The sequence below is a fragment of the Halomonas sp. TG39a genome (genome assembly GCF_000744395.1).
Classification (GTDB): domain Bacteria; phylum Pseudomonadota; class Gammaproteobacteria; order Pseudomonadales; family Halomonadaceae; genus Vreelandella; species Vreelandella ventosae_B.
This window is the reverse complement of sequence record NZ_JQLV01000001.1, coordinates 761,784-777,792: the sequence shown is the minus strand read 5'-3', so window position 1 is coordinate 777,792 and position 16,009 is coordinate 761,784. Positions and strand designations below refer to the sequence as shown.

The window sequence follows — 16,009 nt, the reverse complement described above, 5'->3', positions numbered from 1 at the left end:
TCAATGACAAGGAACTTCCTTACTATTTGCCATGTGACTATTCTTGAGTGAGGTTGTGATGAACGACATGATGAAAGCAGTGCAGCTGCATAGTTTCGGTGGCCCAGAGGTCTTGCTTTACGAAGATACGCCCCGACCCGAAGTACAAGCCGGTGAAGTGCTTATCCAAGTTAATGCGGCAAGTCTTAACCCACCAGACCTTTACCTGCGCGACGGCTATCGGGCGCTACCTCCAGAATGGCAGCCTAGCCCACATTTCCCGTTGATATTGGGCACTGATGTGTCAGGGGTCGTTGCTGCCATTGGCGACGAGGTTTCCAAAGTCAGCGTAGGTGACCACGTCTTTGCAATGGGGCGTTTTCCCGAAGACCTGATGACGGGCAGCAGCACCTATGCCGAATATGTCAGCGTTCCTGAAAGCCACCTAGCGTTGAAGCCAAAGGGCATTTCTCATGTCGAGGCAGCAGGTGCCCCAATGTCACTGCTTACTGTCTGGCAGTTTCTGGTTGATCCTGGTAATGACCTACCCAATCCATTCCAGGCATTTCGGCATGTGCCTGTCCCACTCGAAGGCAAGACCGTCTTGATCAATGGAGCTAGCGGTGGCGTGGGGCATCTAGCGGTTCAAGTCGCTAAATGGAAAGGGGCGCGTGTGATCGCGGTTGCTTCAGGTAAGCATGAAGAGCTTCTTCGCGAGCTGGGTGCTGACGACTTCATTGATTACACCAAGGCAGCCGCCGAAACGGTCGCACATGACGTGGATCTGGTGCTTGACGCTGTGGGTGGCCCGAACATAGAACGCTTCCTCAGCATTATTAAACCAGGCGGCTCGCTCTTTCTGGTCAACCCCTTGGGCTTTTCTGCCAGGGATGAAGCCGACAGGCTAGGGATTACGGTTTCCTCACTACAGGTGCACTCAAACGGAATGCTGCTGGCGCAGGTCGGTCGCTTGCTCGACGACCGTACCATTCGGATCGTTATCGACAGTACCTATTCGTTGGCAGAAGCATCGGCTGCGCATCAGAGAGCTATGCAAGGCGGCGTTCAAGGTAAGGTCGTGCTTGTCGTTAAACAGTAAATTGTTGCCGCCAATCACAGCAATTCCTTGCTCCAGCGGCGGTATTATGAGGAATAAAACATGCTCATCGTTACCGGATATTTATACGTCGCCCCGGCTGAATTAGCGCGATTTATGACCCACCTAAAAGTACTTGCCGCCACCACGCGGCGGCGTGGTGGAAACATTTCTTATGACGCTGCGGTGGATGACGCGGACGCCGGACGATTGATAGTTTCGGAGCGCTGGGTTGATCAAGCCGCACTGACTGCCCACCTAAACGCCGACAAGACCGTACAGTTTGTCCATCAATGGAGCGGGAGGATGCGCGCTGATATCCGCAAGTACGATGCATTGAATGAACGTGGCCTCAGGGAGGATTAGAAACTCTGTAAACAAAGCCTTCGCGCATAGCTGGACTATATCCGTTACACCTGTGAAGCAGCCCGACTAAGAAGTGTTTGTGGTGCATTGCAGCTCGTTAAGCAAATTTAACGAACCTCTTCTCCGATGTCGCAAGCGCGCTCCAGTCCGCCTTCTGCAGCCATAGGGCTAGGCGCTATAGCCTCAGCATAGCGACGGCCTACCACTATCACATCAACTTCCACCTTTACCCAAGAGCAATAGCCAGCCCCTTGCATCTCCCCCGCCCGCCTCCTACACTCCACCAACGAACAGCTTGACGGGGTGCCGGTGAAATCCGGCTGAGATGGCGCAGGGCGTAGCAATTAATGCTGCCGAGCGCTGGTCCCGCTGAACCTGATCCGGCTAATGCGCTGCTACTTACACAAGTCGCAGCGCGGGTACCGGCGTAGGGATCAAGCGATGGCCACGGCTTCATTTCACGCCACCTTCCGCGCCATTTCCTCGATCTTATTCGCCCACCCCCCGGATCATTACCACCGGAGGCATCATGGGCTACCGCTTTACTGATCTCACCACCGCCTGCCAGCAAGATTGGCGCGCCTATATTGAGCACGATTTCGTGCGTCAGTTGGGCAATGCCACGCTGCCTGAGGCGTCGTTTCGACACTATTTAAAGCAGGACTACCTGTTTTTGATTCACTTCGCCCGCGCCTATGCGCTGGCTGTCTATAAAAGCCCCACCCTTGCCGATCTTCGCCAGGCCCATGAAGGCTTGAAAGCCATTGTGGATGTGGAGTTGGGCCTGCACGTGGGCTTTTGTCAGGAGTGGGCGATTTCCGAGCAAGAGCTGGCCGAACTCCCCGAAGCCAGGGCCACCTTGGCTTACACCCGCTATGTTTTGGATACCGGAAACCGCGGCGACCTGCTGGATTTGCACGTGGCGCTGGCCCCCTGCCTGGTCGGCTACGGCGAAATTGCCAACTGGCTGAACGACCAGCCTTCTACCCTGCGCGGAGCGCAAAACCCTTTTGATGCCTGGATTGCCATGTACGAAGGCGAGGAGTTTCAGGCAGCCATGCAGGCTGAGCTTGAGTGGCTCAATGCCCGCCTTGCCGATGTGTCGCCCGCCCGCTTTGCCGAACTGAGCAAAATCTTCCGCGACGCCACCCGCCTGGAAATCGATTTCTGGCAGATGGGCTTAGCGCTGATAGACGCAGACCCCACTCACTAACCCTGCAAAACAACAATCGTAAGGAGACCGTAATGAGCAAAACCAGCCATTTTTTAGCCGAAACCGCCCAGGTCGATGCCGCCGCCATTGCGCCGCTGCCCGGTTCACGTAAGGTATATATCGAAGGTTCGCGCCCGGATATCCGTGTGCCGTTCCGGGAAATTTCACTGTCACCGACCAAAACCACCGGCATTGATGAAGAGAACCCACCGCTGCTGGTCTACGATACTTCCGGCCCCTACACCGACCCTGACGCCAAGATTGACCTACGCCGTGGCCTACCGGCACTGCGCCGGGTCTGGATTGAAGAGCGTGACGATACCGAATTTCTATCAGGCCCCACGTCTGATTACGGCAACCGCCGCGCCAACGACCCGACGCTTGCCCAGCTGCGCTTTGATCTAACCCGCACACCACGCCGAGCAAAACCGGGCAAGAACGTGACCCAGCTGCACTACGCCCGCCAGGGCATTATCACCCCGGAAATGGAGTTTATCGCCTTGCGCGAAAACCAGCGCCGTCAAGCGCTGGGTACCGCTGAAGTAGAGCGCATTCTGGGCCATCAGCACAAAGGCCAGAGCTTTGGCGCCAGCCTGCCCGAAGAGATCACCCCCGAGTTTGTGCGCGATGAAGTGGCCCGCGGGCGGGCGATTATTCCCAATAACATCAACCACCCAGAAAGCGAGCCGATGATTATTGGCCGTAATTTCCTGGTCAAAATTAACGGTAATCTGGGTAACTCGGCGGTGACTTCTTCTATCGAAGAAGAGGTGGATAAGATGACCTGGGGCATCCGCTGGGGCGCGGACACCATCATGGATCTCTCCACTGGGCAGAACATCCACGAAACCCGCGAGTGGATACTGCGCAACTCGCCGGTGCCGATTGGCACGGTGCCTATCTATCAGGCGCTGGAGAAGGTCAAAGGCGTGGCCGAAGACCTCACCTGGGAAGTGTTTCGCGATACGCTGATCGAGCAGGCCGAACAGGGGGTGGACTACTTCACCATTCACGCGGGCGTACTGCTACGCTATGTGCCGCTCACCGCTAAGCGGGTCACCGGTATTGTTAGCCGCGGCGGCTCAATCATGGCCAAGTGGTGTTTGTACCATCACCAGGAGAGCTTCCTGTACACCCACTTCGAAGAGATCTGCGAGATCTGCAAGCAGTACGATGTGGCGTTCTCCCTCGGCGATGGCCTGCGCCCCGGCTCAGTGGCTGATGCCAACGATGAAGCGCAAATGGCGGAGCTAAAAACCTTGGGCGAGCTGACCCATATCGCCTGGAAGCACGATGTGCAGGTGATGATCGAAGGCCCCGGCCACGTGCCCATGCACCTGGTGAAAGAGAACATGGATAAGCAGTTGGAATACTGCGACGAAGCGCCCTTCTATACATTAGGGCCGCTGGTAACGGATATTGCCCCCGGCTATGACCACATTACTTCTGGCATTGGGGCGGCGATGATCGGCTGGTTTGGCTGCGCCATGCTCTGCTACGTCACCCCCAAAGAGCATCTGGGCCTGCCCAATAAAGACGACGTCAAAACCGGCATCATTACCTACAAGATTGCTGCCCACGCGGCGGATTTGGCCAAAGGCCACCCGGCGGCGCAGCGGCGCGATAATGCGCTATCCAAGGCGCGCTTCGAGTTCCGCTGGGAAGACCAGTTCAACTTGGGGTTGGATCCGGATACGGCCCGCGAATACCACGACGAAACCCTGCCCAAGGATTCCGCAAAAGTGGCCCACTTCTGCTCCATGTGCGGGCCGAAGTTCTGCTCCATGAAGATCAGCCAGGAGGTGCGTGACTATGCTAATGAGCACGGGCTAAACGGCGATCAGGAAGCGGTTATGAAGGGCATGGAAGAGCAGGCGGAGAAGTTTCGCCAGAAAGGTAGCGAGCTGTATCAGGAGGTGTAGGCCTACTTAACAGCTTCGCTGTGGAATGTGGCTCTTGAGTCTTAGCGAAACTCAAGGGCCACCTTTATGCCGCATGATTTTCCGACCTCTCCATTGATCAATACGCTTTGGAGTAATGATAAATTTTCACTCAAGTAGAGATTAATTATACATTGCTCGTGTATGATTCCCATTTACAGAGCGCTCAGCCCAACTCGGCTCATTTAAAACCAACACCATTCAAAGAACTGATTCCAGATGAAAACCAAACTTTCCATAGCGGTTACCCTTGCCCTCTTCAGCGCAGGCCTGCTCAGCGGCTGCAGCGATGATAACGAGCCAACCGAAGCGGCAACACAAGAGGAAGCGCCGAAAAATAACGTAGCGCCAATGCTGAAATACGTTCCGGCTAACTCCCCTTATTTCATGGCCACGCGCGAAGCGATGCCTGAACAGGATGTCTTTGATCTTTATCAGCGTATGCAGCCCATGGCGACCCTTGATTCTGATCTGGATGAACTGCGCGATACGCTGCCCCAGATAGAAGACGATGAAGTGCTGCATTCGATGATGACGCTGTTAATCGCCATGGGTGAAGAGTTAGTCGGGGTTGAGTCACTGGAAGATGTGCATGCGCTGGGGCTCAAGATGAGCCCTCAGGCTGCTTTCTATGGGCTGGGTATTTTGCCTGTTTTGCGCATGCAACTGCAGGATGAAGATGCCTTTCGCGAAACGCTGCAGCGCATCCTCGCCAAAGCAGACATCACTCCACGCACGGCCACCACTAACGGCACCGACTACTGGGTACTGACGCCTGAGGGCCCACTCCAGGCCATCCTAGCCATTGACGACCAGCAGCTACTGGTATCGGTGGTGCCGCAGGATGCCAGCGACGAGCTGCTGGCACAGGTGCTGGGTAAAGCGCTGCCCGACAGCAGCATCGGTGATACCGATGCACTGGCAGAGCTTGAGCAGCGCCATGACTTCACGCCTTACGGTGCCGGGCAGATCGACTCCTCACGGCTGTTTGATGAGCTAAGTAGCCCTACGCATTCGGGTACTCAAGCGTTGATGAATGCCGTCGATGCAGAACCTCTGGATCTATCCACCTGCCAGGCAGATATTGACCGCATTACCAGCCGCTTCCCTGGTCTGGTAATGGGCATGCGTGATTACAGCCTCGACCGCATGGAGATGAATCTCATCCTTGAGACCGATGAAGATATTGTCAGCGATCTGCGTGCCCTGACCACACAGGTTCCGGGCCTTGGCAGCACCGGTGGAATGGCCAGCTTTGGATTGGGTCTGGACCTGCCTGTACTGCTTCAAACCGTTCAAAAATATGCGCAGGAAGTGCGTCAAAACCCGTTCAGCTGTGATGAACTACAGGAGCTAAACGGTACTTGGAATGAAATTAACATGGCGCTCAATAACCCGATCACCATGATGATTGGCCCGTCGTTGTCTGGTTTCAATGCTCGCATTGACAGTCTAACGATGAAAAACGGGGCGCCCAGCGGTCTCGGTATCCTCACCCTCGCCTCACAAAATCCGCTGGCGCTGCTGTCTACAGTGAGCGCTTTCATGCCGGAGCTAGGGGCTCTTGGACTTGAACCAGGCGGAAAAGCCAAGCAAGTCAAGAGCATGATGCTGCCACCAGACGCACCAGCGCTTTACGCCGCTATGTCTGACACGGCGGTTGCGTTAGGCGTGGGTATTAGCGATTCAGCGACGCTGCAGTCAGAGCTACAAGCCCCTACTTCAGAGCATGACCTACTGTTTCACAGCCACATGACAGGCGAGTTTTATCATTCGCTGGCCGATGTTATGGAGCAGATACCCTCGGATGAGATAGCAGCGTCTGATATTGATATGCTCAAGCAATATGGTGATGCTTATAAGAACACTGAGTACTGGCTCAGAGTGGATGATGCAGGCGTTGAAATGAGTTTCTCACTGGAATTGAACTGATACCCGATAGTTCTTTCAATCCGAAAAACCCGCTGATATTAGCGGGTTTTTCTTTGATAGCCTCACTGCTGAGTATGTCACTTGAGTTTTATGAAACCTCAAGCGCCACTTTCAGTACCCCGTCGCGCTGGTGGGAGAAGAGATCGTAGGCTTCGACGATATTCTCCAGCGCGTAGCGATGGGTGACCATGGGGCCAAGATCCAACCGTCCCGCGGCGATGATGCTCATCAACCTGCGCATGCGCTCTTTGCCACCGGGGCATAGCGAGGTAATGATCTTATGGTCGCCAAGGCCAGCACAGAAAGCGCCTAGCGGAATCGTCAGGTCTTGGGAGTAAACGCCAAGGCTGGATAGCGTTCCGCCGGGTTTTAGTACTCGCAAAGCTGATTCAAACGTTTGTTGCAGGCCGAGTGCTTCAATGGCGGAATCGACCCCGCGCCCACCGGTGAGTTTGAGTATCTCCTCAACGACATCGACCTTGCGAAAATCCAGCGTCACGTCGGCGCCCATCTGCTTGGCCATGGCTAAGCGCTCATCAACGCCGTCGACAGCAATAATCAAACCCGCTCCACGCAGCCGCGCACCTGCAGTTGCGCATAGCCCAATCGGACCTTGGGCAAACACCACCACCGTGTCGCCAATTTTTATACCGGCAGCTTCAGCGCCAGCAAAACCGGTGGACATAATATCCGGACACATCAGTACTTGTTCGTCGGTTAGGCCATCGGGCACGGGCGAAAGATTGGCCTGTGCATCGGGTACCAAAAGGTATTCCGCCTGGGCGCCGTCGATGGTATTACCAAAGCGCCAGCCGCCCATCGGCTTGTAGCCGTGGCTGTGGTGGCCGCCATCCTGTGAGCAGCAGTCATCCTGGCAAGCGTAGGAGGTAAAACTCGGACAGATTGCCCCGGCAATCACCCGCTGCCCCTCCTGGTAGCCCTTAACGTTAGCACCCAATTTTTCAATAACGCCCACCGGCTCGTGGCCAATGGTTAAGCCGCGCTCAACCGGGTATTCGCCTTTTAAGATATGGATATCGGTGCCGCAGATCGTCGTCGTGGTCACGCGCATTAACGCATCATTGGGGCCAATCTCGGGAATGGGTTTGTCATCTATCTCGATGCGGCCGGGTTCAACTAAAATGGCCGCTTTCATCATGGTAGGCATGGGTCGCTTCCTCAGTGAGGGGAGTCATGGCACTTCACCATTAAGTCATAGCTAACAGCGTGAATGATTGCGCTAGATCAAGCTTCTAATTGACGTGGGGCAAGTCGCCAATCGTCCATCCGCTCTAGACTTAAGTCGCAACTCAAGCACTGCTTTATTGCCTGTGAGCGTACTGCACAGCCACCTACTTACTATAGGGCTCCACGATGCCGACGCTGCCTTTCAAACCCTGGCCAACCGCTATTGCGGTGGCGATCACTCTACTGATATGGCTGGCTATTCCCTTGCCAGAAGGTCTCACCTCTGATGCCTGGCTAATGCTGGCTATTTTTGTGGGGACGATTGCCGCGATTATTGGTAAGGCAATGCCCATAGGGGCCATCTCAATCATTGCCATTGCGATTGTGGCGGCGAGCGGGGTGACCAGCGACAACCCAGGCACCGCCATTAACGATGCTTTAAGCAGCTACTCCAACTCACTGATCTGGTTAATCGCTATCTCGATTATGATCTCGCGAGGGCTGATTAAAACGGGGCTAGGCGCCCGTATCGGCTACTATTTCATCTCTATCTTTGGTAAGAAGACGCTGGGAATCGGCTACAGCCTGGCCTTTTCAGAGCTCTCCATTGCCCCGGTAACCCCCAGCAATACCGCCCGTGGTGGCGGCATCATGCACCCCATAATGCGCTCTATCGCTAAAGGCTTTGACTCACGCCCGGAAGATGGCACGTCGAGCAAAATCGGCAAATATTTGGCACTTGTTAACTACCACAGCAACCCGATTACCTCAGCGATGTTTGTCACTGCCACTGCTCCCAACCCATTGACCGTAGAGCTGATATCTATCGCCACCGGGGCGGAAATCCAGCTGAGCTGGATGACCTGGGCGCTCGCTATGCTACTGCCTGGTTTGGTCGCTATCCTGGCTATGCCCTATATTCTTTACCTGCTTTATCCGCCGGATATTAAACAGACACCCCACGCCACGCAGATGGCGCGGGATAAACTTGCCGAAATGGGGAAGATCAGCCGAGACGAAGGCATTATGCTGTTTGTCTTCTTGGTGCTATTGCTGCTGTGGGCAGATATCCCGGCGCTATTTCTGGGCGATGCAGTCACCCTCAACACCACCACGTCAGCGTTTATTGGGCTATCGATACTACTGCTGACAGGCGTATTAACCTGGGACGATGTGCTGGCGGAAAAGAACGCCTGGGATACTCTACTCTGGTTCGGCGCCTTAATAATGATGGCCTCCCAGCTCAACCAGACCGGGTTGATCGACTGGTTCTCTACCAATATGCAGAACTGGATCACCATGATGGGCATTGGCTGGATGGGAGCATCCGCCCTGCTGGTGCTGACCTTCCTCTATACTCATTACTTCTTTGCCAGCACCACCGCACATATCACCGCAATGATGGCAGCTTTTCTTACCGTTGGATTAACGCTCGGCGCACCGCCCATGCCGTTTGTACTGATCATGGCCGCCACTTCCTCGATCATGATGACCTTAACTCATTACGCGACCGGGACATCGCCGGTCATTTTTGGCTCGGGCTATCTAACGCTGGGCGAGTGGTGGAAAGCGGGCTTTATTATGAGTGTGGTTAATCTTGCGATCTGGGTGGTGGTCGGCGGCTTGTGGTGGAAAATACTGGGTCACTACTAAGCAAACTTCTCCATGCTTCAGCGCTGAAGATGAGAAACGGGAGTTTCCAGACCGCATAAACGCCAACAGGGGGCCGAAGCCCCCTGTTGGTATCTGTGTTACATGACTAGCGCTGTTTTTTCTGGCTCTCCTTGGCGTCGCCTTTGCCTTTTTGCAGTTCGCCTTTCGCCTGCTGGGCCTTACCTTTAGCTTCAGTTTTGGTGCTACCTGTTGCCTTGCCCGCGGCTTCTTTCACTTTGCCTGCAGCTTTGTTGGCCGTTCCTTTTGCTTTATCTTCTTTACCTGTTGCCATGACGAACACCTCTAATCCGTTAGTAGGGAAACACATCAAATCACACGTCGACACACTCATCAGAGTAGCCTGTATTAAAAAAGTTGCGCTGATTTATTTGTGGCAGCTGTATTTATGACAGGCTGCTTTCTGGTAAGCGCGTTGACGTCCAGCAGTTCAGCGCAAAGTGCAGGCAGGCCATCGTCAGCAGTGTAAGCGCTAGCGCGACACTCATTGAGGAGAACCGGTAGAGTGCGCTGTAAACCAGATCCTGCTGCGGGCCCAGCGACTGGCCAAACAGAATCCCCAGGGTGGTCATCCCGCCAAAGCCAATCCCCGAGCCGCCGCCTTCATGAATATGCTCCCGGGCGAAGAGCATGAGCCCCAGCCAATAGAGCAACACCACCAGCAGGAAATGGTGGCTCTGGGTATACAGGAGTAGCTGCATGAGTAGCGCTAAATTACACCCCAACAGCGTTCCTACGGCTCGCTTGGCAGCTGATACCCGCGCACCGGAGTAGCCCAGCGTAAATAGCACCAAGATGGTCGCCATCTGCGCGGAAAGCGACCCCTGCAAGTCAAAAACTTGAAATACCACAAACGAGAGCGTCGCGGTTAGGCCGCCGATTAAGGTTTCATGGCGAATCTGGGAGGAAGTCTTGGTCACTCTGGGTGGCGGTTTACGCGCTTCCACGTCAGGGAACAGTGTATGCATCAGCATGGCAATAAACACCGCCAATAGACTGGCGACGAGGTTGCAGGCCAGTAAATCGCTCAAGTCTACATTGGGGTAGCTGGCAAAGTGGAGCAGGATGCTGAGCGTCAGCACGCCGTTGGCGCCGAATAGAAACAGCGGCCCTTTCGCCATCAAGTTAAAGCGAAATAGAAATATGCCCATGACCACCAGGGTCATCACTACCGGCATATGCTTGAGCAGTCCGACCACTAGACTCACCTCAAGCACATTGATAGATACGTTGGCCAAAAACTGACGCACGATATGGCCGTTCAAGATGGGTACCATACCCAGCAAGAACATTGGAAAAACGGTAAAAAACACCCCATAGTTCCAGCCCATCAATTGGCTGACCACAAACCCCAGCGCGCCTCCCCCGGCCACTCTCAGGCACTGACGCAGGCCATTCTTTGAGAGTTCGGGCTTACGCTTAGGCGCCGCTCTGCTAGACGCCCGCGCTCTGGCAAGCCTCTTTTTAATAAACCTGGCAGACCTCTTTTTAATACACATAATGCAGCCAACTGATCATATGCGCCTGTAGCCACACAAAGGGTTTGGCCAAGGCAGCATCACCGGGTTGAAGCTGCACGGTGGCGCGGGCACCGCTGGGCAATAAGTTGGCGATTGGTTGGCTTAGCTCCAAGTGAACGCGCATGCGCTGAGCATCGCGCACCCAGCGGTCAGTGGTAGGAATATCGGCCAATTGACCATCGGCGGCCAACTGCCCATCGCGAACCCCGGCATCCATGGCGAATACTTGCGCATCAAATACCTGCCCCGGCCAGGCATCAAACACCACTTTCGCTACATCGCCGGGCACCACATGGCGCAGGCTCTTTTCACGGAAATCGGCAATAATATCGATTGCATCCGCCACTACCGCTACCGCTGGTTGACCCGCCTGAACGTAGTCACCTACGTCTAGCTGAAGATTGGCAACGCTACCGGCTTGCGCGGCGCGTACCTGGGTATGGGCAAGATCCAACTGCGCCTGGGAAAGCGCGTTTTCCGCTTGGCGCAAACGCAGGTTCGTCTCACCAGCATCGCCCAACTGCACTTCCAGGCTCACAATTTTCGCCCTGGCCGCCGCCACGCTGGCCTGTGCAGTGCGTTCAGCAGCCACCTGCTGTTCGTACTGCTGGCGGGATACGCTCTGCTGCGCCACCAGAGTTTCCGCACGCTGCAGTTCACCCCGCCGCTCTGCAGCTGTGGCTTCAGCAGATGCCAATTCCGCTTGTGCGGAGGCTAGCTCTGCTTCCAACTGAGCATTCTCTCGTTCGGCCTGCTCGCGATTTAGCTGTGCCTGCTCAACCGCTAATCGAAACGGCGCGGGGTCTACCTGAAACAGCACATCGCCTTTGGTAACGTGTTGGTGATCACTCACCAACACCTCGCTCACTGGACCACTGAGTTCGGGCGCAATACGGGTTACCGGCCGCAGCACCCTCGCCTCAGGGGTCATGGGCATAAAGCTATCAGCCACCAGAAAATAAATAAAAAGCAGTACAAAGGCAGCCAGGGCTACCTTCACCCAGCGGGCAAATGTTTGATCGGGGGTCATGCAGGGCTCACTTGTTTGCCACCAGGCAACCACCTGGCCAGCGCCTCTATACGGGCGCGTATCGTTTAGGGGATAGCATTAGAGACGTTAGTCTAACAATTAATTAGCGCGCTAACAATATTCGAATACCACTTCCCAAAACGCACGATGCCGCCCTTAGGCGGCATCAATCACAACAATACGCACTTAACTCATTACCAAGATGGTCCGCTCATCAAATCAGGCAGCCATAACGCAAGACTAGGGAAAGCCAACACCAGCGCCAGCACCACTAACTGCGCGATGATAAAAGGCACTACACCCCAATACATATGCTTGAGGGTAATTTCTGGTGGAGTAATGGCTCTTAAGTAGAAAATTGCCGGGGCAAGCGGAGGTGTTAAGTAGCTCGTTTGTAGCACTACCAGAAAGGCTACGCAGAACCATATTTCATCAAAACCTAGCATACGCACAATCGGCATTGCCACGGGGATAATGATCAGCACGACAGAGATCAAATCCAACACGAAGCCCGCAATAAAGGCGATGAGTAGAATCAACCCGAGAATCATCCAGGGGCTTAATCCGGTATCCATCAGCATCGACTGCACCGTTGCCATACCGCCAGAGGCAAAGAAGACACCCGCAAACATACTGCCGCCCATTACAATCAGCAGAATCATTGCCGAGATGTTCATGGTTTTGATAGCTGCGTGCCACAGTACATCCCGCGTTAAATTGCGATAAGCCAGTGCCAATAATACTGAGCCAAGCGCTCCACAGGCTGCCGCCTCTGTTGGTGTAGCTAAGCCCATTAAGATGGTGCCAAGCACGGTAAAAATCAGCAGCATAGTAGGCAGTAACGCAACCGCCGTGACGCGTATTTTTTCCTGCCAACTTTCCTCTGGCTCGCTCTCGTCTACCCGAGGGGCCATCTGCGGCTTCAAGTAGGCCACGCCGACAATGTAGATCAAAAACATCGCCGCCATTAAAAAGCCAGGAATTAGCAAGCCACTGAAAAGCGACCCGACTGAAACGCCAGCAACAGGCCCTAACACCACCACCGTAATAGAGGGCGGGATAGCGGTGCCAAGCGAACCACTTGCACAAATCGTTCCTGAAATCAGGCTCTTGTTGTAGTGGTGTTTAAGCATTACCGGGATCGCAAGCATGCCGATAACCGCTTCGGTAGCGCCCACTACACCACTAGAGGCAGCGAAGAGCGTACCCATAATAATTGCGCCCACACCCAAACCACCGGGTAAGCGACGTGTCCACATATGGATTGCTTCGAATAGCCTTTCGGCGATTCCTGAACGCTCGAGCATTGCCCCCATAAAGATAAAGAGTGGCACGGCGGCGAGAATAGAATTAGACGCGGTATCTTCGATTTTGGTCAGCAGCTGATAAGCCGCCACATCACCAAACTGGATAATCCCAAAGCCTGTTGCCACCAAAATCATCGAAAATGCAATGGGAAAACCGGAAAAGATAAACAGCATCAACACCGGAAACATCATCAACGATAAATAACTGCTCATGATGCATCCTCCTCAGGTAGCGGCTGGCCACGCAGTACCGCTACCGCCTTTAATAGCTCTGCTACCACCTGCAGTGCTAGCAAGGTAAAACCGATACACCACACCGTCAAAATCGGCCACACAATAGGATTCCATGCGGAACGGCCCGAGCGCTCATTAGAGTTAAACGCTTGCAGTGCATAATGAAAAAGCTCCCACACAAGCCACGCTAAAATGGGCAAAAACAGTACATAGCCAATAATGCGCAGCAGCGCGTTAGTTTTGGCATTCAGCTGCATCGACACCAAATCCACACTGACGTGGTGGCCAATTCGCAGTGCATTGGCCATACCCAGCATGAACATGGCACCCATGACCATATAGCTAATTTCAAACGCCCATAGCGTTGGACGTCCGGCCACATAGCGGCTGAATACTTCCACTACTAGCGCGCCAACTAACGGAAAAATCAATATCGCACCTACCCAACCTGCCCAACGGGTTAGCGACTCAATCGCTTGAATTAGTTTCATGATGGCTACTCATCAACACGTCATAAAAGAGAGACTTGAACGTATGAAAGAGAGGCCAGAGACCTCTCTTTCATTTCGTTGATGGCTCGATTATCGACCCATACTGCCAATCGGTAAGCGATACTCAGGCCATACGCTCATGGTGTCTTTAAAGCTGCGCTGGGACTCAACGACGCGAGCAAACCACTCATTATCAGCCGCATACTCGTCTTCCCATTTCACAGTCTCTTCGTAGATAGTATCGATAAACGCCTGATCAAGATGAACAATTTCGTTGGGGCCATCGAGTAAGGCTTGATAGGCATCCAAGTCAGCAAAAGAGCTTGCCAGCCAGGTTTCAAAAACACTTAACTTGCCCGCTAAACGCAGCATGTCCTGTTCATCTTCACTTAATTCGCTCCAGGTATCTTCATTAACCTGGCACTCTAAAAAACCACCTGACTGATGCACGCCTGGAATAATCACGTACTGGGCCACTTCCTGAAAACCCGTGGGCTGATTCATTTCAGGGCTACCCCACTCGGCTGCATCAATTACGCCACGCTCAAGCGCGCTATAGATATCGCCGCCGGCCATTACCACCGTGGAGGCACCAAGCCGGGAAGCTAATTCAGACCATGCACCGGAAGTACGCAAGCGTAAGCCCTGGAAGTCTTCAAGAGTTTCAACACGTTTATTGGAGTGCAGGAAAATTTCGGTACCCAAAATCGCACAAGGGAAAGCGACAACGTCAAAGACATCGCGGCGGTACTCTTCATACAGTTCAACGCCTCCCCCTTCGTACATCCACATCATGAACTCTTCAGGAGTCAAACCACTTGAATGGCCTGCTAGAAGCGCGGTAGTGGGATCGGTGCCATAGTCATAATTAATGTAGTTGTGGCTTACTTCCGCAACTCCAGACTTGACCGTATTCGTTACCTTCAGTGCACTGCCTAAGGTGCCGCCAGGATAAACCTCAATGGCAATTTCACCATCAGAAAGCTCATTGACACGATCAGCAAACATTTGTGCATCACGTTCAAGCCACGGCCCACCACTCCAAGGTGTTGCCATACGCCAATTTTTTTCAGCGGCTTCAACCATAGCGGATGCTGCCATTAAACTTGAACATAAACCTACAGCTACAGCTACAGTCATTTTGCTTATTTTATACATGATAGTTTCCTCTTGAACGGAGCTTAATCAAGTTGAGCGCTGGACTTTATATTTTCGTTTCTTGCCAACGAGTCACTTCGACATTATCACCTTCGCAGTTGCAGCATTTGGCCCAAACTACGAAAAATTATGCCGAGTCTCTGACAGTCACCAAGCTGGAAATTAAGAAATGCTTGATGACCTAAGTGAGCACACACCTACACCGAGATATAATGACAGTAACTTCAAGCAAAAAACGTTCCTTTGCTCGCGAGGAAAGTATGGGGGGAAGCAAAAACCCCATGGCAAGAAGCCATGGGGTTTTTAGATATAACTAGCGATTAACGTTAAATTTTACACCGCTATTAGAACCGGTAACGTAAACCAACGCTGGCCGCATCAAAGGTGTAGTCAGATTTATCCAGGTAGCGCATGTAATCTGCGTTCACCGATAAATTAGGTGCTATGTCCATTTCAGCGCCGCCACCGTAGGAGAAATCGCTCTCCCGGTTGTCACTCACTTCAACTTCCGTGAAGCCCGCTAAACCGTATAACCGCACTTCAGGCGCTACCGGGAAAATCCCTTTGGCATAAGCACCGGCCAGATGGTCTAGATCAGCACCACCATCCGAGCCGCCCGTACCTAAATGGCCCTCAAGGGCAAAGTAGTCATTGAACTGGGCACCACCGCGCAGACGTAAGCCTACGTCGTCACGTGAAGAGCCTCTCTCTGGGTCAAGACTCCAAAACATGGCGTCACCACCCAAGTAAGCTTGTGGATAGTCGAAAGACTGTTGAGCTTGAGCAGACGTTGCGAAAGCGCCTACGCCAACCAGGAGTACCGCCGATGTAAGTGATAATACGGACATCTTCATAGCTTGTACCTCAGTTAAAAAACAGTGTTT

General features: G+C 53.6%; 14 protein-coding genes and 1 riboswitch. Of the genes, 6 read left to right on the top strand and 8 right to left on the bottom strand.

The features are described 5' to 3' along the window. The first annotated feature begins 58 nt into the window (after positions 1 to 58). From U738_RS03350 to U738_RS03330, 5 genes are all read left to right on the top strand, one after another. A complete protein-coding gene (locus U738_RS03350) occupies positions 59 to 1,078 on the top strand; it encodes an NADP-dependent oxidoreductase (protein ID WP_035577316.1) in 1,020 nt (339 codons plus the stop codon). A 60-nt stretch (positions 1,079 to 1,138) separates the two neighbouring features. Continuing rightward, on the top strand, positions 1,139 to 1,441 hold the full coding sequence (locus U738_RS03345; RefSeq protein ID WP_035577313.1) for a putative quinol monooxygenase: 303 nt from the start codon (positions 1,139 to 1,141) through the stop codon (positions 1,439 to 1,441). A gap of 289 nt (positions 1,442 to 1,730) precedes the next feature. Then, positions 1,731 to 1,892, top strand: a riboswitch (TPP riboswitch). A gap of 78 nt (positions 1,893 to 1,970) precedes the next feature. Beyond that, positions 1,971 to 2,654: a thiaminase II gene (gene tenA, locus U738_RS03340; RefSeq protein WP_035577311.1), complete on the top strand. Its 684-nt coding sequence runs from the start codon at positions 1,971 to 1,973 to the stop codon at positions 2,652 to 2,654. Positions 2,655 to 2,686: 32 nt separating this feature from the next. Then, positions 2,687 to 4,576 (top strand): phosphomethylpyrimidine synthase ThiC, encoded by a 1,890-nt coding sequence (gene thiC, locus U738_RS03335; RefSeq protein ID WP_035577308.1) that lies wholly within the window; start codon positions 2,687 to 2,689, stop codon positions 4,574 to 4,576. 237 nt (positions 4,577 to 4,813) lie between these two features. Next, positions 4,814 to 6,526: a hypothetical protein gene (locus U738_RS03330; RefSeq protein ID WP_035577305.1), complete on the top strand. Its 1,713-nt coding sequence runs from the start codon at positions 4,814 to 4,816 to the stop codon at positions 6,524 to 6,526. Between the two features lie 88 nt (positions 6,527 to 6,614). On the opposite strand, the gene U738_RS03325 is transcribed toward U738_RS03330, so the two are convergent. Further along, complete coding sequence (locus U738_RS03325) at positions 6,615 to 7,694, bottom strand: NAD(P)-dependent alcohol dehydrogenase (RefSeq protein WP_035577302.1); 1,080 nt, start codon at positions 7,692 to 7,694, stop codon at positions 6,615 to 6,617. Positions 7,695 to 7,900: 206 nt separating this feature from the next. Here U738_RS03325 and U738_RS03320 point away from each other — a divergent pair, with 206 nt between their 5' ends. Then, the gene (locus U738_RS03320; RefSeq protein WP_035577299.1) at positions 7,901 to 9,367 is read left to right on the top strand and encodes a DASS family sodium-coupled anion symporter; all 1,467 of its coding nucleotides are present in this window, start codon (positions 7,901 to 7,903) and stop codon (positions 9,365 to 9,367) included. A 106-nt stretch (positions 9,368 to 9,473) separates the two neighbouring features. Here the strand turns inward: U738_RS03320 and U738_RS03315 are convergent, their stop codons facing one another. From U738_RS03315 to U738_RS03285, 7 genes are all read right to left on the bottom strand, one after another. After that, positions 9,474 to 9,659: a CsbD family protein gene (locus U738_RS03315; protein WP_035577297.1), complete on the bottom strand. Its 186-nt coding sequence runs from the start codon at positions 9,657 to 9,659 to the stop codon at positions 9,474 to 9,476. A 112-nt stretch (positions 9,660 to 9,771) separates the two neighbouring features. Then, positions 9,772 to 10,884, bottom strand: coding sequence for a DUF2955 domain-containing protein (locus U738_RS03310; protein ID WP_035577295.1), 1,113 nt, complete (start codon positions 10,882 to 10,884; stop codon positions 9,772 to 9,774). Then, positions 10,874 to 11,935: an HlyD family secretion protein gene (locus U738_RS03305; protein ID WP_035577292.1), complete on the bottom strand. Its 1,062-nt coding sequence runs from the start codon at positions 11,933 to 11,935 to the stop codon at positions 10,874 to 10,876. Before U738_RS03305 ends, U738_RS03310 begins: the two co-directional genes overlap by 11 nt. A 194-nt stretch (positions 11,936 to 12,129) precedes the next feature. Next, entirely contained in the window at positions 12,130 to 13,455 is a 1,326-nt protein-coding gene (locus U738_RS03300; protein ID WP_035577290.1) for a TRAP transporter large permease, read from the bottom strand. Next, positions 13,452 to 13,967, bottom strand: a complete 516-nt coding sequence (locus U738_RS03295; RefSeq protein ID WP_035577287.1) for a TRAP transporter small permease subunit — start codon at positions 13,965 to 13,967, stop codon at positions 13,452 to 13,454. Before U738_RS03295 ends, U738_RS03300 begins: the two co-directional genes overlap by 4 nt. A 90-nt stretch (positions 13,968 to 14,057) precedes the next feature. Next, positions 14,058 to 15,068 carry a C4-dicarboxylate ABC transporter substrate-binding protein gene (locus tag U738_RS03290; RefSeq protein ID WP_231896744.1) on the bottom strand — a complete coding sequence of 337 codons (1,011 nt, stop codon included), beginning with the start codon at positions 15,066 to 15,068 and terminating at the stop codon, positions 14,058 to 14,060. 401 nt (positions 15,069 to 15,469) lie between these two features. After that, positions 15,470 to 15,979, bottom strand: coding sequence for a porin family protein (locus U738_RS03285; protein ID WP_035577281.1), 510 nt, complete (start codon positions 15,977 to 15,979; stop codon positions 15,470 to 15,472). Positions 15,980 to 16,009 lie beyond the last annotated feature (30 nt).

Bases quoted from the DNA above. Each gene is read 5' to 3' on its own strand.
- U738_RS03350 (WP_035577316.1), top strand. From the start codon at position 59: ATGAACGACATGATGAAAGCAGTGCAGCTGCATAGTTTCGGTGGCCCA.
- U738_RS03345 (WP_035577313.1), top strand. From the start codon at position 1,139: ATGCTCATCGTTACCGGATATTTATACGTCGCCCCGGCTGAATTAGCG.
- tenA (WP_035577311.1), top strand. From the start codon at position 1,971: ATGGGCTACCGCTTTACTGATCTCACCACCGCCTGCCAGCAAGATTGG.
- thiC (WP_035577308.1), top strand. From the start codon at position 2,687: ATGAGCAAAACCAGCCATTTTTTAGCCGAAACCGCCCAGGTCGATGCC.
- U738_RS03330 (WP_035577305.1), top strand. From the start codon at position 4,814: ATGAAAACCAAACTTTCCATAGCGGTTACCCTTGCCCTCTTCAGCGCA.
- U738_RS03325 (WP_035577302.1), bottom strand. From the start codon at position 7,694: ATGCCTACCATGATGAAAGCGGCCATTTTAGTTGAACCCGGCCGCATC.
- U738_RS03320 (WP_035577299.1), top strand. From the start codon at position 7,901: ATGCCGACGCTGCCTTTCAAACCCTGGCCAACCGCTATTGCGGTGGCG.
- U738_RS03315 (WP_035577297.1), bottom strand. From the start codon at position 9,659: ATGGCAACAGGTAAAGAAGATAAAGCAAAAGGAACGGCCAACAAAGCT.
- U738_RS03310 (WP_035577295.1), bottom strand. From the start codon at position 10,884: ATGTGTATTAAAAAGAGGTCTGCCAGGTTTATTAAAAAGAGGCTTGCC.
- U738_RS03305 (WP_035577292.1), bottom strand. From the start codon at position 11,935: ATGACCCCCGATCAAACATTTGCCCGCTGGGTGAAGGTAGCCCTGGCT.
- U738_RS03300 (WP_035577290.1), bottom strand. From the start codon at position 13,455: ATGAGCAGTTATTTATCGTTGATGATGTTTCCGGTGTTGATGCTGTTT.
- U738_RS03295 (WP_035577287.1), bottom strand. From the start codon at position 13,967: ATGAAACTAATTCAAGCGATTGAGTCGCTAACCCGTTGGGCAGGTTGG.
- U738_RS03290 (WP_231896744.1), bottom strand. From the start codon at position 15,068: ATGGCAGCATCCGCTATGGTTGAAGCCGCTGAAAAAAATTGGCGTATG.
- U738_RS03285 (WP_035577281.1), bottom strand. From the start codon at position 15,979: ATGAAGATGTCCGTATTATCACTTACATCGGCGGTACTCCTGGTTGGC.